Annotated in this window: 21 protein-coding genes; 14 read left to right on the forward strand and 7 right to left on the reverse strand. The window is 72.9% G+C overall.

The features are described 5' to 3' along the window. Nucleotides 1-27: 27 nt before the first annotated feature. The 6 genes from AB0I42_RS08915 to AB0I42_RS08940 all read left to right on the forward strand — a co-directional run bounded on the left by AB0I42_RS08915 (nt 28) and on the right by AB0I42_RS08940 (nt 4,429). Complete coding sequence (locus tag AB0I42_RS08915) at nt 28-867, forward strand: 3-keto-5-aminohexanoate cleavage protein (RefSeq protein WP_357535531.1); 840 nt, start codon at nt 28-30, stop codon at nt 865-867. Next, nucleotides 864-1,835 carry an asparaginase gene (locus AB0I42_RS08920; RefSeq protein WP_357535533.1) on the forward strand — a complete coding sequence of 324 codons (972 nt, stop codon included), beginning with the start codon at nt 864-866 and terminating at the stop codon, nt 1,833-1,835. Before AB0I42_RS08915 ends, AB0I42_RS08920 begins: the two co-directional genes overlap by 4 nt. A 185-nt stretch (nt 1,836-2,020) precedes the next feature. Then, nucleotides 2,021-2,623 (forward strand): helix-turn-helix transcriptional regulator, encoded by a 603-nt coding sequence (locus tag AB0I42_RS08925; protein WP_357535535.1) that lies wholly within the window; start codon nt 2,021-2,023, stop codon nt 2,621-2,623. After that, a complete protein-coding gene (locus tag AB0I42_RS08930) occupies nt 2,620-3,168 on the forward strand; it encodes a hypothetical protein (RefSeq protein ID WP_357535536.1) in 549 nt (182 codons plus the stop codon). Before AB0I42_RS08925 ends, AB0I42_RS08930 begins: the two co-directional genes overlap by 4 nt. A gap of 65 nt (nt 3,169-3,233) precedes the next feature. Next, on the forward strand, nt 3,234-3,548 hold the full coding sequence (locus tag AB0I42_RS08935; RefSeq protein ID WP_357535538.1) for a DUF2516 family protein: 315 nt from the start codon (nt 3,234-3,236) through the stop codon (nt 3,546-3,548). Further along, entirely contained in the window at nt 3,545-4,429 is an 885-nt protein-coding gene (locus AB0I42_RS08940) for an alpha/beta hydrolase (RefSeq protein WP_357535540.1), read from the forward strand. The genes AB0I42_RS08935 and AB0I42_RS08940 overlap by 4 nt, the downstream gene beginning before the upstream one ends. On the opposite strand, the gene AB0I42_RS08945 is transcribed toward AB0I42_RS08940, so the two are convergent. Continuing rightward, nucleotides 4,422-5,129, reverse strand: a complete 708-nt coding sequence (locus tag AB0I42_RS08945; RefSeq protein WP_357535542.1) for a nucleotidyltransferase domain-containing protein — start codon at nt 5,127-5,129, stop codon at nt 4,422-4,424. The genes AB0I42_RS08940 and AB0I42_RS08945 overlap by 8 nt on opposite strands. Before the next feature lie 97 nt (nt 5,130-5,226). Between AB0I42_RS08945 and AB0I42_RS08950 the strand changes: the two genes are divergently transcribed. Together AB0I42_RS08950 and AB0I42_RS08955 are read left to right on the forward strand one after the other, a co-directional pair. After that, complete coding sequence (locus AB0I42_RS08950; RefSeq protein WP_357535544.1) at nt 5,227-5,574, forward strand: hypothetical protein; 348 nt, start codon at nt 5,227-5,229, stop codon at nt 5,572-5,574. Nucleotides 5,575-5,611: 37 nt separating this feature from the next. Beyond that, nucleotides 5,612-6,127, forward strand: a complete 516-nt coding sequence (locus AB0I42_RS08955; RefSeq protein ID WP_357535546.1) for an O-acetyl-ADP-ribose deacetylase — start codon at nt 5,612-5,614, stop codon at nt 6,125-6,127. Between the two features lie 12 nt (nt 6,128-6,139). Here the strand turns inward: AB0I42_RS08955 and AB0I42_RS08960 are convergent, their stop codons facing one another. The 3 genes from AB0I42_RS08960 to AB0I42_RS08970 form a co-directional block, all read right to left on the reverse strand. After that, complete coding sequence (locus AB0I42_RS08960; protein ID WP_357535548.1) at nt 6,140-7,156, reverse strand: LacI family DNA-binding transcriptional regulator; 1,017 nt, start codon at nt 7,154-7,156, stop codon at nt 6,140-6,142. A 7-nt stretch (nt 7,157-7,163) separates the two neighbouring features. After that, nucleotides 7,164-8,546: a GH1 family beta-glucosidase gene (locus AB0I42_RS08965; RefSeq protein ID WP_357535687.1), complete on the reverse strand. Its 1,383-nt coding sequence runs from the start codon at nt 8,544-8,546 to the stop codon at nt 7,164-7,166. A 311-nt stretch (nt 8,547-8,857) separates the two neighbouring features. Further along, nucleotides 8,858-9,619 (reverse strand): maleylpyruvate isomerase family mycothiol-dependent enzyme, encoded by a 762-nt coding sequence (locus AB0I42_RS08970; protein WP_357535549.1) that lies wholly within the window; start codon nt 9,617-9,619, stop codon nt 8,858-8,860. 68 nt (nt 9,620-9,687) lie between these two features. Between AB0I42_RS08970 and AB0I42_RS08975 the strand changes: the two genes are divergently transcribed. Both AB0I42_RS08975 and AB0I42_RS08980 read left to right on the forward strand, forming a co-directional pair. Further along, complete coding sequence (locus AB0I42_RS08975; RefSeq protein WP_357535551.1) at nt 9,688-10,776, forward strand: UDP-N-acetylmuramate dehydrogenase; 1,089 nt, start codon at nt 9,688-9,690, stop codon at nt 10,774-10,776. A gap of 59 nt (nt 10,777-10,835) precedes the next feature. Next, nucleotides 10,836-11,627, forward strand: a complete 792-nt coding sequence (locus AB0I42_RS08980; RefSeq protein ID WP_357535553.1) for an LPXTG cell wall anchor domain-containing protein — start codon at nt 10,836-10,838, stop codon at nt 11,625-11,627. A gap of 8 nt (nt 11,628-11,635) precedes the next feature. Here the strand turns inward: AB0I42_RS08980 and AB0I42_RS08985 are convergent, their stop codons facing one another. Both AB0I42_RS08985 and AB0I42_RS08990 read right to left on the reverse strand, forming a co-directional pair. Next, nucleotides 11,636-12,436 (reverse strand): class I SAM-dependent methyltransferase, encoded by an 801-nt coding sequence (locus AB0I42_RS08985; RefSeq protein WP_357535555.1) that lies wholly within the window; start codon nt 12,434-12,436, stop codon nt 11,636-11,638. Further along, nucleotides 12,436-13,200 (reverse strand): SDR family NAD(P)-dependent oxidoreductase, encoded by a 765-nt coding sequence (locus AB0I42_RS08990; RefSeq protein WP_357535557.1) that lies wholly within the window; start codon nt 13,198-13,200, stop codon nt 12,436-12,438. The genes AB0I42_RS08985 and AB0I42_RS08990 overlap by 1 nt, the downstream gene beginning before the upstream one ends. Before the next feature lie 174 nt (nt 13,201-13,374). Between AB0I42_RS08990 and mshA the strand changes: the two genes are divergently transcribed. The 4 genes from mshA (at nt 13,375) to AB0I42_RS09010 (ending at nt 17,769) form a co-directional block, all read left to right on the forward strand. Beyond that, a complete protein-coding gene (gene mshA, locus AB0I42_RS08995) occupies nt 13,375-14,748 on the forward strand; it encodes a D-inositol-3-phosphate glycosyltransferase (protein WP_357535558.1) in 1,374 nt (457 codons plus the stop codon). A 183-nt stretch (nt 14,749-14,931) separates the two neighbouring features. Further along, nucleotides 14,932-15,456 (forward strand): YbjN domain-containing protein, encoded by a 525-nt coding sequence (locus tag AB0I42_RS09000; RefSeq protein ID WP_357535560.1) that lies wholly within the window; start codon nt 14,932-14,934, stop codon nt 15,454-15,456. Between the two features lie 79 nt (nt 15,457-15,535). Continuing rightward, the gene (locus tag AB0I42_RS09005) at nt 15,536-16,294 is read left to right on the forward strand and encodes a hypothetical protein (protein ID WP_357535562.1); all 759 of its coding nucleotides are present in this window, start codon (nt 15,536-15,538) and stop codon (nt 16,292-16,294) included. A 332-nt stretch (nt 16,295-16,626) separates the two neighbouring features. Continuing rightward, on the forward strand, nt 16,627-17,769 hold the full coding sequence (locus tag AB0I42_RS09010; RefSeq protein WP_357535564.1) for a CaiB/BaiF CoA-transferase family protein: 1,143 nt from the start codon (nt 16,627-16,629) through the stop codon (nt 17,767-17,769). A gap of 40 nt (nt 17,770-17,809) precedes the next feature. Here the strand turns inward: AB0I42_RS09010 and AB0I42_RS09015 are convergent, their stop codons facing one another. After that, on the reverse strand, nt 17,810-19,069 hold the full coding sequence (locus tag AB0I42_RS09015; protein ID WP_357535566.1) for an MFS transporter: 1,260 nt from the start codon (nt 19,067-19,069) through the stop codon (nt 17,810-17,812). Between the last annotated feature and the right edge of the window lie 73 nt (nt 19,070-19,142).

A 19,142-nucleotide genomic window follows, 5' to 3' on the forward strand; every position in this document is an offset into this window, starting at 1 on the left:
GGGAAAACCGGCCCTAGTATCAGCGGCATGACGACAACGACGTTGATCACGGTGGCACCGACCGGTGCCGAGTCCAGCAAGGCTGACGTACCGGCGCTCCCGGTGACCATCGACGAGCTGGTGGTCACGGCGAAGGAGTGCGAGGCACTCGGCGCCGCCGTGATCCACGTCCACATCCGCGACGACGAGGCCCGGCCCACCCTCGACCTCGGCCGGCTGCGGGCCACGGTCGCCGCGCTGCGCGAGTCGACCGACCTGGTCGTGCAGCTGTCCAGTGGCGGTGCGGTCACCGACCCGGAGGCCGACCGGCTGGCCGTGCTCGACGCCGCGCCCGACATGGCGTCGTGCACGATGGGCACGGTCAACTTCGGCGACGACGTCTTCCTCAACCGCTGGGAGTTCATCGTCGACCTGCACACCCGGATGCAGGAGCGCGGCGTCGTGCCGGAGTACGAGATCTTCGACCTCGGCCACCTGACCGCCCTCCAGCGCCTCCTCGGCAAGTACGGCCTGCCGGCCGGCGGCCACGTGCACGTCGACTTCGTGATGGGGGTGCCGGGCGGGATGCCGGGCACGACCGAGGCGCTGGTGGCGTGCCGCCAGGCGGTGCGTGACCTGCCTGAGGGCACCACGTTCTCGGCCACCGGGGTCGGCCGCACCACGATCCCGGTGATGCTCGCCGCGCTGTCGACCGGCGGTCACCTGCGGGTCGGCATGGAGGACACCCTGACGTACGCCAAGGGGCGTCCGGTCGACTCGAACATGCAGCTCGTCGCGCGGGCGGTGGGCTTCGCCCGGCTCGCCGAGCGGCCGCCGATGACGGCGGCCGCGGCCCGTGAGCTGTTCGGCATCCCGGCCCGGCCGTGACTGACCCCGGCGGGTACGCCGGCGGCGTCCGGCTCGCCGAGGTGGTCCGGTCCGGCTTCGTGGAGGGCTTCCACCACGGCTCGGTCGTGGTGCTCGACGCGACCGGGGCGGTGTCCGACGCCGCCGGGGACGTACGGGGGCCGATCTTTCCCCGGTCGTCGGTCAAGCCGTTGCAGTCGGTCGGGATGTTGCGCGCCGGGTTGCCGGTGACCGATCCGGCCGACCTGGCGTTGATCTCCGCCAGTCACCACGGTGAGCCGTTCCACCTGGACCGGGTCGCCGGGCTGCTGCGCCGGGCCGGGCTGACCGAGGCGGACCTGCACTGCCCGCGCGCGATGCCGATCGGGCCGGCGGCGGCCGAGGCGGTGTTGCGGGCCGGTGGCGGGCCGACCCGGATCCAGATGAACTGCTCGGGCAAGCACGCCGGGATGCTGTTGACCTGCCGGGCGGCCGGCTGGCCGGTCGACGGCTACTGGCTTCCGGAGCATCCGTTGCAGCGGCGGCTGCGGGCGGCGATCGAGGAGTTCACCGGGGAACGGGTCGCCGCGACCGGGGTCGACGGATGCGGCGCCCCGGTGCTGGCGGTGTCGCTGACCGGGCTGGCCACCGCCTTCCACCGGCTGGTGTCCGCGGCGCCCGGCACGGTCGAGCATGCCGTCGCCGACGCGATGCGGGCCCACCCCGAGCTGGTTTCCGGGACCGCCGCGGAAGCCGAGGACAACCGACTCATGCGCGGCGTGCCCGGTCTGTTGACCAAGGTCGGGGCGGAGGGGGTGATGGCGGTGGCGCTGCCCGGGACCGGCGCGGTCGCCTGCAAGATCGACGACGGCGGGCAGCGGGCGCGCCCACCGGTGCTGGTCGCCGCGCTCCGCCGGCTCGGGATCAGCGCGCCGGTCCTGGACGAGCTGGCGGAGTCCGCGCTGTTCGGCGGTGGGGACCGGGTGGGCGGAGTCCGCGCCCTCTGGTGACCGATGCGTCTCCCGCGATTCCGCCACTTTCGGCGCGGCACCGCAGCCTTTTTCCCGTCATGCGGCGAAATGTCGGGTGAAGAGTGCGGGACTGCGGGAAACTGGAGACGCTGGCCGGGTGAAGTCGCTAACTCTGGCTAGCGTTTCGCTTGCAGGAGCAAGCAGTCGGCGCTACCTTCGGTTTCATGCCCAGTCGCAAGGACCTGCCCCGAGACATCGGCGGCTTCATCCGCGACCTGCGTCACAACGCGCGGATCTCGATGCGCCAGCTCGCCGACCAGGCCGGGGTGAGCAATCCCTACCTGAGCCAGATCGAGCGCGGGCTGCGTAAGCCGAGCGCCGAGGTGCTCCAGCAGCTCGCCAGCGCCCTGCGGGTCTCGGCCCCGATGCTCTACCTGCGGGCCGGCCTGCTCGATGCCGAGGGGGAAGGGGTGCTGGCGGCCATCGCCACCGACCCCGACCTGACGATCGCGCAGAAGCAGTCGCTGAGCCAGATCTACGAGACGTTCCGCCGGGAGAACGCCCGCCAGGCCGAGGAGGACCGGGCCGCCGGCCGGTCCGACGAGCCGGCCGACACGGAGCTGAACCGGCCCACGCCGGGTAAGGCCGACCTCGAGAAGACACCGCCCGCCGGGACACCGGCCGACGGCGTACTCGAATCCGTGGCCGTGACCGAGACCGGCGCCACGCCCGCGCCGACCACCGAGACCCCTGTGCCCGCGAAGAAGGTCGCCCAGAAGGCGATCAGCGAGGCCGCCGACCCGGCGGCCGAAGAGGAGAAGTCATGACCCAGCCGAAGACGACCCGGATTCCCACCCCGCTCTACGCTGCCGCCGGTGCGGGCGAACTCGCCTACCAGCAACTGCGCAAGCTGCCCGCCGTCGTCAACGAGCTGGGCGGCAAGGCGGTCGTCACCACCTTCGAGCTGCGCGACAAGGCCGCGGCCACCCTGCGCAACGCCAACGTGACCGCCACCACCCTGCGCGACAAGGCCACCGCGACCGACGTCGAAGTCGAGCGGCTGCGCGAGGCGGCCATGCGTAACGCCGCCGCCGTCGTGGCCGGCGCCCAGGCGGCCCAGGAGCGCGCGGTCGCCGTCTACGGGCTCCTCGTCGCCCACGGCGAGCGCGTCGTCGGCACCCGGGTCGTCCGGGCCGCCGACACGGTCAACGCCGACATCGAGGTGACCGAGGCGCCGGCCGAGGTGACCGCCACCCCGGCTGACCTCGCCACCCCGGCTGACCTCGCCGCCCCGGCCGACGTCGCCGCCCCGGCCGACGTCGCCGCCCCGGCCGCCAAGCCGGCAAAGCGGACCCGCTCCACCAGCAAGTGACGTATGGTCGACGGCCCCGGCCCGCGTGTTCCACGCGGCCGGGGCCGCCGGCATAAGCTGTTCCCATGGACCACGCCGCGCCGATCTTCATCTACGATGTGCGTACCGTCATCGAGCTGGTACTGCTCGTGTTTGCCCTGGTCGTGCAGGGGGTCGCCTTCGTCCACTGCCTCACCCAGCGCGGCGACGCGTTCCCGGCCATCGGCACCCTGCCCAAGGGCGCCTGGCTCGCCATCCTCGGCGTCTGCCTCCTGCTGACCCTGCTCTTCTTCCAGGCGATCAACATCTTCGGCCTGATCGGCATCGCCGCCTCCCTGGTCTACCTGCTCGACGTCCGGGCCGGCCTGCGGGATATGACCGACGGCAAAGGCTTCTGGTGAGGGATTTCCGCTGGCCACCGCCACCCGATGGCGGCCCGCGGACCTACGGCCCCGGGCCGAGCGCACCCCGCACCGGCCGGCCGGCGTTGCCCGAACCGGCGACCGAGATCGTCACCACCCCGCACGGCGTACGGCTCGAACGGCTGGTCACCGGCAGTGGACGGCCGGTGACCGTCTTCGCCCACGGGTTCGGCAGCGGCATCGCCACCACCCGGCCGCTGGGCAGCGCGGTGACCGGGAGCAAGGTCTTCTTCCAGTTCCGCGGGCACGGCCGCTCGGACGCCCCACCGGGGCCGTGGACCTACCGTGACCTGGCCCGCGACCTGCGGGCGGTCGCCGACCTGTCCAACGCCGGGCGGGCCGTCGGGGTCAGCCTCGGTGCCGGCGCGCTCGGCCGGCTGTTGACCGAGAGCCCCGAACGGTTCGAGCGGGTCGTCTTCTTCCTGCCGGCGGTGCTCGACGAGGCGAGGCCACCCGCCTCGACCGAGCGGCTGCACCACCTGCTCGACGCGGTGGGCGTGGGAGACATCTCGGCCGTCGCCGACGTGCTCTCGGCGGAGATCCCGCCGGCCGTCCGCAACACCCCGGCCTCCTGGGCCTACCTGCGGCAGCGCATCGACCAGTTGATGCGCGACGGGCTCGCCCCGGAACTTGCCGACCTGACCGGCGAGGTGGCGGTTCCCGACCGGGCCGCGCTGTCCCGGGTGACCGCCCGGTCGCTGGTGATCGGCTGCGTCGGCGACGACCTGCATCCGGTGGCGGCCGCCGAGGCGCTCGCGGCCGCCCTGCCGAAGGCCGAGTTGCACGTCTACGACCGGCCCGGCGTCTTCTGGACCAACCGCGCCGACCTGCGCGACCGGATCTCCACCTTCCTCAACTAGCCGGGCGGGCACCCTTCACCGGCGCTGGCAGGTGGTCGGCGCGTACGGCCAGCAGCCAGCGCTCCACGGCGGTCTCGTCCGGCCGGTCCGGCAGCGGGGTCCGGATCGCGTCGAACTCGCGGGTGGTCGACTCCAGCAGCCGTTGCGCCAGGTCGAGGTCGCCGGCGGCGACGCGCTCACCGAACTCGACGAAGCGGGCCGGCTCGGTGAGCCGGATCTCCAGCCGCCCGGTGGCGTAGAGCAGCCGTCCCTGGTGCAGCAGCCGGGCCAGGTGCCGGGCGTGCTTGGCCGTACGCCGGCGGGTGTCGGCGGAGAAGTTGCCGTCGCCCCGGCCGGCGAGTCGGCGGAACTGCTGGCCGGCGTAGCCGAGGTAGGCGTCGCGGACCCGGGGCGCGGACAGGAACGCCGTCCGGATGGCGATCAGTTCGTCGCCCCACGGCGTACGGGTGTCGTAGAGGTCATCGGGTAGCCAGGCGAGTTCGGTGGCGGTGGGGTTCCCGCTCAGGGCGAGCCGGCACCATTTGGCCGCTTCGTGCAGCGTGCTGTCGGGGGCGGTGGTCACGATCGACTCGCGGGGCGGGTGCAGCCCGTGGAAGGCGACCGTGGGGGCGGCGAAGACGCCGAGCCGGTCGACGTCCGAGCCGGGGCGGCTGAGGCCGTACGCGGTCGACCCCACCACTCCGGCAAGTAGTACGTGCATATCGGCCATGATGCCGTAACCTTCGGCACCCGAAGAACGGTGATTTAGTGTGCGTATACCACCGAAAGTGATATTCGGGATCATCGTTGTAATTGGCTTGCCGGTCGCGGTCTGGGGCGGCTGGATCTGGGCCGGTGAGGTTCCGGCGCCACCGGCCGAACGGGGCGGAGCCGGCACCATGGGCGCGGCGCCGACCCGCGCCGTGCCCCCGCCGAGCCAGCCGGTCTGGATACCGTCGCCGTCGGTGGTCCCCACCGAACCCACCCCAGACCCGAGCCCGACGGCGACCCCGGCCGAACCGTCGGAGTCGCCGGTCGAGCCGTCCCCGACACCGTCGTCGCCGGCCCCCACGACCAGCCCCGCGCCGGAGGTCACCGGCGAGCCGACCGGCACTCCCAGCAGCACGGCGTCCCCGGTGCCGTCGGCCACGCCGGCCCGGCCCTGAGTGGTCCGCGCTGGCCGAGGCGCGGGAGGATGGCCGCATGGAGATCGTCCTGACCGAGGGTGACATCACCGCGCAGCGGGTGGACGCGATCGTCAACGCGGCCAACTCGTCGCTGCTCGGTGGCGGTGGCGTCGACGGCGCCATCCACCGGCGGGGCGGCCCCGACATCCTCGCCGAGTGCCGGGCCCTGCGGGCGTCCCGGTACGGGCGCGGCCTGCCGACCGGGCAGGCGGTCGCCACCACGGCCGGCCGGTTGCCGGCCCGCTGGGTCGTGCACACCGTCGGGCCGGTCTGGTCGGCCGACGAGGACCGGTCGGCCCTGCTGCGCGACTGCTACGCCAACTCGCTGCGGGTCGCCGACGACCTCGGCGCCGCCTCGGTCGCCTTTCCGTTGATCTCGTCCGGCGTCTACCGCTGGCCGGTCGAGGACGCGGTCCGGCAGGCGCTCGCCGTGCTGCGCAACGCCGGGCCGGCACGGGTCACCTCGGCCCGGCTGGTCCTCTTCGACGCGCCGACGTACGCGGTCGCGCGGCGGGTGCACGCGGCCGACTGAGCCGCCCCGGACTCAGGCCGACTCGCGCAGCACCAGCTCGGTCGGCAGCACGACCGCGTGCCCGATGTCCTCACCGGCAGCCATCCGCAGCAGTTGGCGGGTCATCTCCCGCCCCATTTCCTGGATCGGCTGGCGCACCGTGGTCAGCGGCGGGTCGGTGTAGCGGGCCATCTCGATGTCGTCGAAGCCGACCACGGCGACGTCCTCCGGCACCCGGCGGCCGGCCTCGCGCAGCGTACGCAGCGCGCCGTGCGCCATCAGGTCGGAGGCGACGAAGACCGCGTCGAGGTCGGGGTCGTCGTCGAGCAGCTGCCGCATGGCCAGCCCACCGGACTCCCGGGTGAAGTCGCCGACCGCGATCAGCGATCGACGGCCCGAGTCGCGCAGCTCGTCCCGGTAGCCGGCGAGCCGGTCGATGCCGGCGATCATGTCCTGCGGACCGGCGATGGTGGCGATCCGCCGCCGGCCCGTCTCCAACAGGTGCCGGACCGCCTTCGCGACACCGCCGATGTGGTCGACGTCGACGTACGGCACCGGCACGGTGACCTGGCCCATCGGACGCCCGCTGCACACCACGGGGATGCCGGAGCGCACGAGGGTCGCCGGGAGCGGGTCGGCGCCGTGCACCGACGCGAACATCACGCCGTCGACGTGCCGCCCGGTCGCGTAGCGCTCGACCCGGGCGTGGCTCGCCGCCGAGCCGGCGATCATCAGCACCAGTTGCTTGTCGGCGGCCTCCAGCTCCTGGCTGACGCCGCGGATGATGCCGGGGAAGAACTGGTCGTCGGAGAAGACCCGGGTCGCCGTCTCGGGCAGCACCAGCGCGATCGAGTCGGTGCGCTGGGTGACCAGGCTGCGGGCCGCCAGGTTGGGTACGTACCCGAGTTCCTGGACCGCCCGGCGGACCGCTTCCTGGATCGGTTCGGCGACCGTGGTCGAGCCGTTGACGACGCGTGAAACGGTTGCCCGGGAGACACCGGCGCGGCGCGCCACCGCCTCCAGCGTGGGCCGTTCCCGTGCAGTCGTCATGTGGCTCTCATCCTTCCAGCCCGTTGCGGCGGATCACCTCCTGGAACCACCGCGCACTGTCCTTCGGCGTCCGCCGCTGGCTCAGGTAGTCGACGTGGACGATGCCGAAGCGCTTGTCGTAGCCCTCGGCCCATTCGAAGTTGTCCAGCAATGACCATACGAGATAGCCGCGCAGATCGACGCCCCGGGCGATGGCCTCGTGTGCCGCGCGCAGGTGTCCGTCGAGATAGCCGATCCGGTCCGGGTCCGGGACCCGGTCGCCCTCGGGCCGGTCGGGGAACGCGGCGCCGTTCTCGGTCACGAACAGCGGCACCCCGGGATAGTCGCGGCCGATGCGTTCGAGCAGCGCGGTCAGCCCGGACGGTTCGATCATCCAGCCCATGTCGGTCAGCGGTCCGACCGGCGGCAGGAACTCGATCCCCTCGGTGCCGGGGTAGGCGCCGTCACCCCCGGGGGCACCGGGGCGGGCCGCGACGTAGGTGGGCGCGTAGTAGTTGATGCCCAGCAGGTCGACCGGGCCACCGATGATCTGCTCGTCGCCGTCGCGCAGGAAGCCGAGGTCGGTGAACCGGGCGACGTGTTCGAGCACGTCGGCGGGGTAGCCGCCGCGCAGCAGCGGGTCGAGGAAGATCCGGTTGTGCAGGCCGTCGACGAGCCGTACGGCGCGCTGGTCGGCGGCGCTGTCCGGGTCGGCGGGGACCACCGCGGCCGGGTTGACGGTGATGCCGACGGTGGTCGCCCCGGCCGCCCGCAGCGCCTGCGCGCCGAGCCCGTGGGCGAGCAGCAGGTGGTGTACGGCCGCGAAGGCCGCCGCCGGGTCCTGCCGGCCCGGCGCGTGCACCCCGTTGCCGTAGCCCAGGTACGCCGAGCACCACGGTTCGTTGAGCGTGGTCCAGGTCCTGACCCGGTCGGCGAGCCGGCCGTACACGGCGGTGGCGTAGCCGGCGAAGTGCTCCGAGGTCTCCCGGTTGGTCCAGCCGCCCCGGTCTTCCAGGGGCTGCGGCAGGTCCCAGTGGTAGAGGGTGACGATCGGGTCGATGCCCCGACCGAGCAGTTCGTCGACGAGCCGGTCGTAGAAGTCGAGCCCGCGGGGGTTGACCGGGCCGCTGCCGTCGGGCTGGATCCGCGGCCACGCCACCGAGAAGCGGTAGCTGGCCAGGCCGAGCTCCGCCATCAGGGCGACGTCGTCGCGGTAGCGGTGGTAGTGGTCGCAGGCGACGTCGCCGGTGTGTCCAGCGTGCACCTTGCCCGGCGTACGGCTGAAGGTGTCCCAGATCGACGGACCGCGACCGTCGTCGCGGGCGGCACCCTCGATCTGGTACGCGGCGGTGGCTGCCCCCCAGACGAAGCCCTCGGGGAACCGGACGGCGGCCGGGGCCCGGTCGAGCAGTGCCTGGCCGGTGTCGCCGGACGTGGTCACTCGTTGGTTGCTCAAGCTTTCACGGCACCTTCCATGATGTCGCCGATGATCTGGCGGCCGAATACGACGAACACGAGCGGTGGCGGAGGCGAACGCATTGTGCCCCTTTGTCGTGGTGGTGTTCGACCTCCGGCATCGAGTATCTAGTAGGAGAGCGCTCTCACGAAAGGGTGGACCGAGCGTGGCCAGGCGTCAAGAGAGCGCTCCCAGAAAGTTGCCCGCGCGGTGCCGAAGAACCCGCCCACGAAGGGGCGGGTCCGAAGCGGGGGAAGAGGTCGGGATCAGCCGGTGCGCAGAGCGGTCAGGAGGGTCGCGTCACCGGTCACGTCGATCACGTCGAAGCCGATCCGGCCCCAGAGGGCGAGCAGCAGGTCGCTCGCCGTGCCGGTCGCGTGCAGCCGCGCGTGCGGGTCGTCACTGTCCAGGATCGTGTCGGTGTCGAGCAGTGCGACGCCCTCGCCCCGCAGCCGCAGGTACCACTCCTGGTCGGCGTCGGTCGCGACGAGTTGCGCCACACCGTGCCGCGGCTCGGTCGAGAGCCGCCGCCCGGCCGGCAGCCAGGTGTCCAGCAGTTCGGTCACCCCGTCGGCGGCGAGCTTGGCCTCGATCGGTTCGACCGAGACGATCGCCGTCTGGGCGTCCCACCGGCGAAGTGCGGTCTCGTGCGCGACGCGACGGTGCCAGAACCCGACCCGCTTCGGCTGCGGCGCCCAGTTCCACGCCGGCGCCTCGGCGTCGAGGCCGTCGAGCAGGTTGATGAGGCGGTCGAACTCCTGCTGCCACCAGTCGATCGCCGCGACCCCGGCCGGCAGGCCCTCCGGCCCGGCCGGTGCCGCCGGCTGCTCGGTGCTGCCGGAACCCACCACGCCGGCCACCCACCCGTAGAAGGATCCGAGGTGGTGCACGAGGTCGGTGACGGTCCAGTCAGGACACGACGGCACCGGCGCGGCGGGGTCGGCCTCGGTGATCGCGGCGCGGAATGCGGGGCCCTCGGCGCGCAGCCCGCCGATCCAGAAATCCTTGGTGCCGTGCAGTCTGCTCATCGCCATTTCCTCCAGGACGACCGACCGTCCGTGCCTCGCCAGGCTGCTTCCAGCCTAGGGTGAACAGCGTGCCCGACGTTAGTGCAGAAGCGCCGACCACCGGTGAACCGACCAGCCCCCGATCCCTGGCCGCCTACACGACCCTGCGGCTCGGTGGCCCGTCCCGCCGATTTTTAACCGTTGGCGACGCCGCTGAAACCGTGCAAAGCATACGAGAGGCGGCGTTCGACGATCAGCCGGTTCTGATTCTCGCCGGCGGCAGCAACGTGGTGGTCGCCGACGCGGGATTTCCCGGGCTCGTCGTGCTCGTCCGCTCGCGGGGAGTGCGGGTCGTCGCCGAGGACGCCGAGACCGTCACGGTACGGGTCGCCGCCGGTGAACCGTGGGACGACTTCGTCGCGTACACCATCGATGCCGGGCTGTCCGGTGTCGAGTGCCTGTCCGGCATCCCGGGGTCGGCCGGCGCCACCCCGATCCAGAACGTCGGCGCGTACGGCCAGGAGGTGGCCGAGACGATCAGCGCCGTCGAGGCGTACGACCGGCTGACCGACGAGGTGGTCCGGCTGGCTCCGGCCGGCTGCGGCTTCGCCTACCGGGGAAGCGTCTTCAAGCACAGCGACCGCCGGGTGGTGCTCTCGGTCGACTTCCGGCTGGCCCGCTCGCCGCTGTCGGCCCCGGTCCGGTACGCCGAACTGGCCCGGGCTCTCGGGGTGTCGACCGGCGACCGGGTGCCGCTGGCGCAGGCGCGTACGGCGGTGCTGGCACTGCGGGCCGGCAAGGGCATGGTGCTCGACCCGGATGACCCCGACACCCGCTCGGTCGGCTCGTTCTTCACCAACCCGGTGCTCGACGCGGCGGCGTACGAGGCTCTGCTGGGCCGGGCCGGCGCGGCCGGCGAACCGCCGTCCTGGCCCGATCCGTCCGGCGTGGTCAAGGTGAGCGCGGCCTGGTTGATCGACCGCGCCGGCTTCACCAAGGGGTACGGCGCCCCGGGCACCGTCGCGATCTCGTCCAAGCACACGCTGGCGCTGACCCACCGCGGCGGCGGGACGACGGCCGATCTGCTGGCGCTGGCCCGCGAGATCCGCGACGGCGTGCACGCCCGGTTCGGGGTGACGCTGCATCCGGAGCCGGTACTGGTCAACTGCGAGCTTTAAAACGGACTATTTGCTTATTTTGCCGTTGCCTGAGTTCGGTCGGCTCGTTGACGGTGGTTATGGGGAAGATCTCTGCCGTCCGTCGCGTCCTGTCCGCGACCGTACTCGCCGCCGTCGTGTCCGTACCGATCCTGCCGGTCGCCGCGGCCGCCCAGCCGTCGCCGCCCGCGCCGATCCTGCCCGGCCTCCCGGTCATCCCCGGCCTGACCGGTGACGCGCCCGCCGACGACGGGCCTGGGCCGATCCCGGGGACGGACACCGGCGAACCGGCGCGCGGCGACGGGGACCGCCCCGCCGCCACGACCGGCGACGCGGCCCAGGTGGAGGCCGCCCGTCCGCTGGTCATCACCAAGGCGGCCGACGCCGCCCAGGCCATGCCCGGCGCCAAGGTCAACTACCAGATCATCCTGCGCAGCGGGCAGGGGCTGGACGACATCGAGGTCGTCGACGACCTCACCGGTGTGCTCGACGACGCCGACTACGACGGCAACGCGACCGCCACGGCCGGCCGACTCGACTGGGCCGAACCGGAGCTGACCTGGACCGGCGACGTGCCGGCCGGCGAGCCGGTGGTGATCAGCTACTCGGTCACGGTGAAGACCGGGCAGCCCGGCGACCTGCGGATGCGCAACGTCGTCCGTGGTCCGGCCGAGAGCAACTGCGACCCGGCCTACCGGCAGGGCGGCTGCGCCGTCTCGTCGTTCGTGCTGGAGCCGGTGGCCCGGCCCAGCACCCCGCCGCCGCTGCCCAACACCGGTGCGCCGATCACCTGGCTCGCCGCCGTCGGTGGCGGCCTGCTCGCCGCCGGCGCCGTCGCGCTCGTGATCGCCCGGCGCCGCCGGGCCGCCTGACCGTCCGGTCAGCCCCCGGTCGCGGGGGCGACCGCCGACCACGGCACCGTCACCTCACCCAGCCGCCAGCGGGCTGGCCGGTCCGACACCGGCCAGCCCGCTTCGCGTATCGCCGCGACCGTGCGCATCCAGCGCTGCCGCGGCCCGAACGGCGCGTACGGCGCCGCGGCACGCCAGCCGTCGTCGAGCGCCCGCAGCAGGTCGTGCACCGGCTCGCCGGGCACGTTGCGATGGATCAGCGCCTTCGGCAGCCGTTCGGCGACCGTGCCCGGACTGTCCAGCCTGGACAGCTTGGCGGCGAGGGTCAGCGACCGGGGGCCGGCCGCGTCGAGCAGCACCCAGGACCCGAGCCGGCCCAACTCGTCACAGGTGCCCTCGACGACCACCCCACCGGGGGCGAGCGCGCCGGTCATCGTCCGCCACGCCAGCGCGACCTCGGCCTCGTCGTACTGCCGCAGGACGTTGAACGCGCGTACGACGGCCGGCCGGGCACCGGCCAGTTCGAACCCGCCCCGGGCGAACGTCAGCCACGGCGGGTCGGCGGCGCCCGCCGCGGCCGCCACCCGAACCGGATCGATCTCCAGGCCGAGCACCCGTACGTCGGGCCGTACCGCGGCGGCCAGCCGGGCACGCAACTCCACGGCGGTCACCGGGGTGGCGCCGTACCCCAGGTCGACCACGAGCGGGTCGGGGGCGTCGCGCAGCACGTCGGCGCAGTGCGCCGCGATCCAGTTGTCCACCCGGCGCAGCCGGTTGGGGTTGGTGGTGCCGCGCGTGACGGCCCCGAGCGGCCGACGCGGTCGGGTCATCAGCTCACCCGGTGCACCTTGTGCTGCGCGGCCTGGGCCAGCGGCCGGACCACGAGACGGTCGATGTTGACGTGGTGCGGGCGGGTGGCGCACCAGGCGACGCAGTCGGCGACGTCGTCGGCGACCAGCGGCTCGGCGACACCCGCGTAGACGGCGGCGGCCCGCTCCGCGTCGCCGTCGAAGCGGACCAGGGCGAACTCGTCGGTGCGCACCATGCCCGGATCGATCTCGACCACCCGGATCGGGCGGCCGTTGAGTTCGAGGCGCAGCGTGCCGGCCAGTGCGGTCTGCGCGTGCTTGGCCGCCGTGTAGCCGCCCCCGCCCTCGTAGACGCCGAGCCCGGCGGTGGAGCTGACGACGACCACCGTCGCGGCACCGGACCGTTCCAGGATGGGCAGCAGCGCCTTGGTGACCCGCAGCGTGCCGAGCACGTTGACGTCGTACATCCACTGCCAGTCGCCGACGTCGGCGTCCTCGATCTGGTCGAGGCCACGCGCCCCGCCGGCGTTGTTGACCAGCAGGGTCACCGGTCCGGGCAGGTCGCCGACCGCCTCGGCCAGGCCGGCGACCGACTCGTCGGACGTGACGTCGCAGGCCACCGTGGTCGCCCGGCCGCCAGCCGTGGCGATCTCGGCGAGCAGGCTCTCCAGGCGGTCCGTCCGGCGAGCGGCCAGGACGACGTGGAAGCCCTCGGCGGCGAGCCGCCGCGCGGTCGCCGCGCCGATCCCGCTCGACGCTCCGGTGACGATCGCGACAGGGGTCATGGCCCCATTCTTTCCCACCGGTCCGGTGCGGGGCTGCCGGGATGAGGTGGGTCACGTACGGGGTCGGCCTCGATGCATGGGGTTGCCTGAATCGGGAAGATGGCACGCGGTGCAGCGGTTGCTCTATGAGGCCGGTCGCGCAGAACGGCGCATAGCTGACTTTGAGGAGCAGATGTGGCGGAAATGCACACCGGCGTGGCGCGGCAGCGAGGTCTCCAGCCGTGGCCGACACCCAGACGGATCGCCACCCTGTCCGTGCACACCTCGCCGCTGCACCAGCCCGGCACGGGTGATGCCGGCGGCATGAACGTCTACATCGTCGAGGTCGCCCGCCGCCTCGCCGACGCCGGCGTCGAGGTCGAGATCTTCACCCGGGCCACCGCCGGTGACCTGCCCCCCACCGTCGAGATGGCCCCCGGCGTCAAGGTCCGGCACATCATCTCCGGGCCGTTCGAGGGGCTCGCCAAGGAGGAACTGCCGGCCCAGATGTGCGCCTTCACCACCGGCGTGCTGCGCGCCGAAGCGGCCCGCGCCCCCGGCTACTACGACCTCGTGCACTCCCACTACTGGCTCTCCGGTCAGGTCGGCTGGCTGGCCAAGGAGCGGTGGGGGGTGCCGCTCGTACACAGCGCGCACACCCTGGCCAAGGTCAAGAACGCCCAGCTCGCCGCCGGCGACCGCCCCGAGCCGAAGGCCCGGATCATCGGCGAGGAGCAGTTGGTCGTCGAGGCCGACCGGCTGGTCGCCAACACCCGCGTCGAGGCCCACGACCTGGTCGACAGCTACGGCGCCGACCCGACCCGGGTCGCGGTCGTCGAACCCGGCGTCGACCTCGACCGCTTCCGGCCACCCACCGCCGGGACCGAGGCCGCCACCCGCCTCGCCGCCCGCCGCCGGCTCGGCCTGCCCGAGCACGGGCACATCGTCGCGTTCGTCGGCCGGATCCAACCACTGAAGGCCCCCGACGTGCTGCTGCACGCCGCCGCCGCGCTGCGCGCCCGCGACCCGGAGATCGCCGACCGGCTCACCGTGGTGATCGTCGGCGGCCCGAGCGGCACCGGCCTGGACCGGCCGACCGCCCTGATCGACCTGGCCGCGTCGCTGGGCATCTCCGACGCCGTACGCTTCCTGCCGCCGCAGACCGGCGACGACCTGCCGGCCCTCTACCGGGCCGCGGACCTGGTGGCGGTGCCGTCGCACAACGAGTCCTTCGGCCTGGTGGCGCTGGAGGCGCAGGCGTGCGGCACCCCGGTCGTCGCCGCCGCCGTCGGCGGCCTGGTGACCGCCGTACGCGACCAGATCAGCGGCATGCTCGTCGACGGCCACGACCCGGTCGACTGGGCCCGGGTGCTGGGCGGCCTGCTCGCCGCGCCGGCCCGCCGGGCCGGCCTGGGCCGGGGCGCGGTACGCCACGCCCGCAACTTCTCGTGGGCGCGTACGGCCTCCGGGCTGATCGCGGTCTACCGTGAGGCGGTGGCCGAACACCGCAGCCGGACCCTGTCCCAGTTGACCGACGGGGCGGCGGCGATCAGCGCCGGTGCGTTCTAGTTGGGTGAGCGCGAGGAGTGCAGCGAAGCGGAGCCCCGCAGTCGTGAACCGGAAGGCAGGTTCGGTTCGCGCGAGGAGTGCGGCGAAGCGGAGCCCCGCAGTCGCGAACTGGAAGGCAGGTTCGGTTCGCGCGAGGAGTGCGGCGAAGCGGAGCCCCGCAGTCGCGAACGAAAGGCGATCCAGTTGGGTGTTCGGAGGCAGGTGGCGGCGCTGGTCGAGTCGGTGTGCACCGACCGGGAGTTGGAGTACGAGTCGACCGGCGAGTTCTCGTACGCGGTCACGCTGCCCGGCACCCACAAGCTCAAGACGGTCTGCAATCTGATCGTCGGCGAGCACTCGCTTCGGATCGAGGCGTTCGTCATGCGGCAGCCCGACGAGCGGCGCGAGGAGTTGTGGGCCTGGCTGCTCCAGCGCAATTCCCGCATGTACGGCGTCGCGTTCGCCATCGACCCGGTCGGTGACGTCTACCTGACCGGCCGGGTCGGCCTGGGTGGGGTCGACGAGGACGAACTCGACCGGCTGCTGGGCTCGGTGCTGACGTACGCCGACGAGTCGTTCGACACCATGCTCGAGATCGGCTTCGGTACCGCGATCCGGCGCGAATGGGAGTGGCGGGTCCGAAACGGCGAATCGACGGCGAATCTGCGGGCGTTCGCGCATCTCTTCGAGCCTTCGGCGGCCGGTGAGACGGGTTTGGACCGTCCCTGACGGGTATCGCTGTCGGGGCGGCCGGTGACCGTGCCGGGAACCGCCGCCCGCCGAGGACAGACTGTCGAGGGAGCGGGAAATGGCTCAGCGGAACAGTTCGGGTCGCGGCGGGTCCGCGACCGCCACGAAGAGCCGGTCGGGTTCGGCGGCGACCGAGATCAGGGAGAGCGACATCGCCCAGCGGCGGGTCGACGACCTGCGCGGGGAGTTGCGGCGCCGGGGGATCTCCGGCACGTCGGGCCTGCGCAAGGACGAACTGGTCAAGCGGGTCGTCAAGGAGATGCGGGCGGATCAGCGCCGGGGCGGTGCCGCCAAGGCCGGAACCGCGCCGAAGGCCGGCGCCGGCAAGCGTACGGAGTCCGCGGCCGGCAAGGCCACGACCGGACGGGGCGCCGGGGCGAAGAAGACCACGTCGGCCCGGAAGAGCACGTCCGCGGCCGGCAAGTCGTCGCAGGGAGCGTCCGGCCAGCCGCGGCAGGGCGGTGTCACCTCCCGGACGACGAAGTACGCCCAGCGCATCTCGTCGACCCAGGACCGGCCGGAGCGTGCGGGCCGCAGCCTGGTCACCACCGACCACGAGGTGATCAAGCGGTGGGCGCAGGCCCGCAACGCGAAGCCGGCCACCATCGAGAACACCGACCACGACGGCCATCTCGGGGTGTTGCGTTTCGACTTCCCGGGGTACCACCGTGGCCGGCCGCTGATGGAGGTGAGTTGGGCCGAGTGGTTGCGTACGTTCGACGAGCGGCAGCTCAATTTCATCTACCAGGAACAGATGCGCAGTGGGAAGCAGAGCAATTTCTTCCTGCTCGAGTCACCGTTGCGCGAAGACGGCTGAGAGTGGCCCCGCGCGCACGTACCGAGATTTTTCGGCCCTTAAACGCCGTGGATGAAAAAGTGACGGCGATCGCAGGGTGTGACCGGCAAGACATGGTATTAGGGTTGTCGGTCGCGCCGGCTCCGAACTAACGTGATCTGTACGCGCCAAGCTCGGAAATGTTCGGGGGAGCAGCGGATCGGTTCGATCCGCGCACGAGCTGGCGACGGGGACGGGTGGCATTCTGGGCCGTTGGGGGACGGCGCCACCTCAAGCCGGCGGTGTGCGCGGGCGACGCTTACGGGGGTGAGCGTCGCCCGCCGCCGCCGGGCCGACCCGTAGAGTCCCCCCTCATGAGCGGACCGCTGACCGGCCTGACCGTCATCGAGATCGCCGGTATCGGACCGGCTCCGTTCGCCGGGATGCTGCTCGCCGATCTGGGTGCCACCGTCGTACGCGTCGACCGGCCGGGTGAGCCCGGCCTGATCGCCGATCCCCGTCACGACCTGCTCAACCGCGGCAAGCTGTCGATCGCCGTCGACCTCAAGGATCCGCGCGGGGCCGCCGTCGTGCTCGCGCTGGCCACCGCCGCCGACGTACTGGTCGAGGGTTTCCGGCCGGGGGTGGCCGAGCGTCTCGGGATCGGTCCGGCCGACTGTCACGCCGTCAACTCGCGACTGGTGTACGGCCGGATGACCGGCTGGGGGCAGGACGGCCCGCGGGCGCGTACGGCCGGACACGACCTGACGTATCTCGCGGCGACCGGTGTGCTGCACGCGATCGGTCCGGCCGATGGTGCGCCGGTGCCGCCGCTGAACCTGCTCGGTGACTACGGCGGCGGCGGAATGCTGCTCGCGGCGGGCGTGCTCGCCGCGCTCTGGCAGGCCGGCCGTGGCGGACCCGGCCAGGTGGTCGACGCCGCGATCGTCGACGGCACGGCGCTGCTGGCCACCCAGCTCTTCGGACTGGTCCACGGTGGACTGTGGCAGGACCGGCGCGGCGCCAACCTGCTCGACGGCGGAGCACCCTTCTACGGCGTCTACCCGACGGCGGACGGCCGGCATCTGGCGGTCGGCCCGATCGAACCGAGGTTCTACGCGGAGTTCGTCGAGCGGCTCGGCGGCCTCGGCACCGAGCCACCCGACCAGTACGACGTCAGCCAGTGGCCACGGTTGAGGGCACTGATCGCCGAGCGGATCGCGTCGCGTACCCGGGACGAGTGGGTGGCGGTCTTCGCCGGCTCCGACGGGTGCGTGGCGCCGGTGCTGTCGCTGGGCGAGGCACCCGACGACCCGCACCTGGCCGCCCGGGACGTGTTCGTGGAGTCGTACGGCGTTCGGCAGCCGGCGCCCGCGCCGCGCTTCTCGGCGACCCCGGCCGGTCCGCCCGCGTCGCCGCCGCCCCGGCCCGGCGAGCACTCCGAGACGGTGCTGGCCCGCTGGTCGATTCCGGACGGCGCGGCACTGCTGCGGGACGGCATCGTGGTCCAGGACTGACCGCGCCGGCCGGCACTCCCCGACCCGGCACTCCCGGCCGTCAGGCGCCCCGCGGGGCGGCCGGTGCCGCCGTGGGCTTCCCGGTGGCCGGCCCGCCGGAGCGGGCGAGCCGGGCCGCGACCCGGCGCTCGCGGGGTGGTCCGGCCAGCAGGTGCCCGCCGACGGCGAGCAGTCCGGCGACGCCGGTGATGATCCAGTGCCAGTCGCCCAGGTATTCCAGGCTCGCCCCGCCGAGGGCCGGCGCGACGAACGACGCGGCCGGGAACGTCAGGTAGAACACCGCCTGGTATCGGCCGCGCAGCGCGGGTGGCGCGAGTTCGGCGTTGATCTCGGCGTTCGGGGGCGCGGCCAGCATCTGCCCGACCGTCCAGACGAACGCCGCCGCCAGGTAGGCGGCGAGATGGTCGGCGAACGCCAGCGAGCCGAAGCCGACGGCCAGCAGGCCGGTCGACAGCGCCAGCACGTGGTGCTTGCGGCGGCCGTCGATGAGCCGGGGCACGAAGAGTTGCCCGACCACGATCAGCGCACCGCCGACGGCGACGACGAGGCCGTACGCGCCGGGGCCGAGGCCGTCGGCGCGCATCGCCAGCGGCATGATCGTGGAGGTCTGGGTGACCAGCACCGCCAGTGCGAAGGTGAGCGCGACGAAGACGAGGAACGCCCGGTCGGTCAGCGCCGTACGCAGCCCCGGGCCGCCCCGGGCCCGCCGGGTCCGTCGCCCGGTCAGCGTCTCGGGCACCTTCCAGAGAATGATCGCGGCGGTGGTCAGCGTGGCCGCCGCGTCGACCAGGAACAGGGCGGTGAAGCTGGCCCCGGCGAGCACCCCGGCGAGCAGCGAGGCCGCCGCCATCCCCAGGTTGAACGCCCAGAACTGCAGGTTGAAGGCCCGCGACCGGCGCTCCTCGGGCACGATGTCGACGATCGCGGCGACGAACGCCGGGCCGGGCATCGAGTGGACGATCCCGACGAGCGTGGCGAGTACGGCGATCGTGCCGATGCCGCCCGCGAACGCCATCGCGATCATCAGGAGGCCGGCGACCAGGTGCGACCAGAAGAGCGTGCGGCGCCGCCCCCAGGAGTCGGCGAGCACCCCGCCGAGCAGCACCCCGGCCGCCCCGCCGATGCCGTACGCACCGACGACCAGGCCGGCGACCGCCGCCCGGGCACCCCGTACGTCGGTCAGGTAGAGCGACAGGAACAGCATCGCGAAGGCGCCGGTCCGGTTGATCAGCAGCCCGGTCCACAGGTACCAGTACGTCGCCGGGAGGCCGCCGGCCGTGTCGCGCAGCCAGGTACGCACGCGGCGCCCTCCGGGAAGGTTTGTTTCCAGTCGGTCGTGTAGACGTTAGGAAGTGGTGACCCGGTGCGCCAGC

Origin of the sequence: Polymorphospora sp. NPDC050346 (assembly GCF_040655695.1) — a bacterium.
GTDB lineage: Bacteria > Actinomycetota > Actinomycetes > Mycobacteriales > Micromonosporaceae > Polymorphospora > Polymorphospora lycopeni.

Excerpts from the sequence above, each read along its gene's own strand:
- AB0I42_RS08915 (WP_357535531.1), top strand. The coding sequence starts at position 28 with ATGACGACAACGACGTTGATCACGGTGGCACCGACCGGTGCCGAGTCC.
- AB0I42_RS08925 (WP_357535535.1), top strand. The coding sequence starts at position 2,021 with ATGCCCAGTCGCAAGGACCTGCCCCGAGACATCGGCGGCTTCATCCGC.
- AB0I42_RS08930 (WP_357535536.1), top strand. The coding sequence starts at position 2,620 with ATGACCCAGCCGAAGACGACCCGGATTCCCACCCCGCTCTACGCTGCC.
- AB0I42_RS08935 (WP_357535538.1), top strand. The coding sequence starts at position 3,234 with ATGGACCACGCCGCGCCGATCTTCATCTACGATGTGCGTACCGTCATC.
- AB0I42_RS08945 (WP_357535542.1), bottom strand. The coding sequence starts at position 5,129 with ATGCACGTACTACTTGCCGGAGTGGTGGGGTCGACCGCGTACGGCCTC.
- AB0I42_RS08955 (WP_357535546.1), top strand. The coding sequence starts at position 5,612 with ATGGAGATCGTCCTGACCGAGGGTGACATCACCGCGCAGCGGGTGGAC.
- AB0I42_RS08960 (WP_357535548.1), bottom strand. The coding sequence starts at position 7,156 with ATGACGACTGCACGGGAACGGCCCACGCTGGAGGCGGTGGCGCGCCGC.
- AB0I42_RS08970 (WP_357535549.1), bottom strand. The coding sequence starts at position 9,619 with ATGAGCAGACTGCACGGCACCAAGGATTTCTGGATCGGCGGGCTGCGC.
- AB0I42_RS08980 (WP_357535553.1), top strand. The coding sequence starts at position 10,836 with ATGGGGAAGATCTCTGCCGTCCGTCGCGTCCTGTCCGCGACCGTACTC.
- AB0I42_RS08985 (WP_357535555.1), bottom strand. The coding sequence starts at position 12,436 with ATGACCCGACCGCGTCGGCCGCTCGGGGCCGTCACGCGCGGCACCACC.
- AB0I42_RS08990 (WP_357535557.1), bottom strand. The coding sequence starts at position 13,200 with ATGACCCCTGTCGCGATCGTCACCGGAGCGTCGAGCGGGATCGGCGCG.
- AB0I42_RS09005 (WP_357535562.1), top strand. The coding sequence starts at position 15,536 with ATGGCTCAGCGGAACAGTTCGGGTCGCGGCGGGTCCGCGACCGCCACG.
- AB0I42_RS09010 (WP_357535564.1), top strand. The coding sequence starts at position 16,627 with ATGAGCGGACCGCTGACCGGCCTGACCGTCATCGAGATCGCCGGTATC.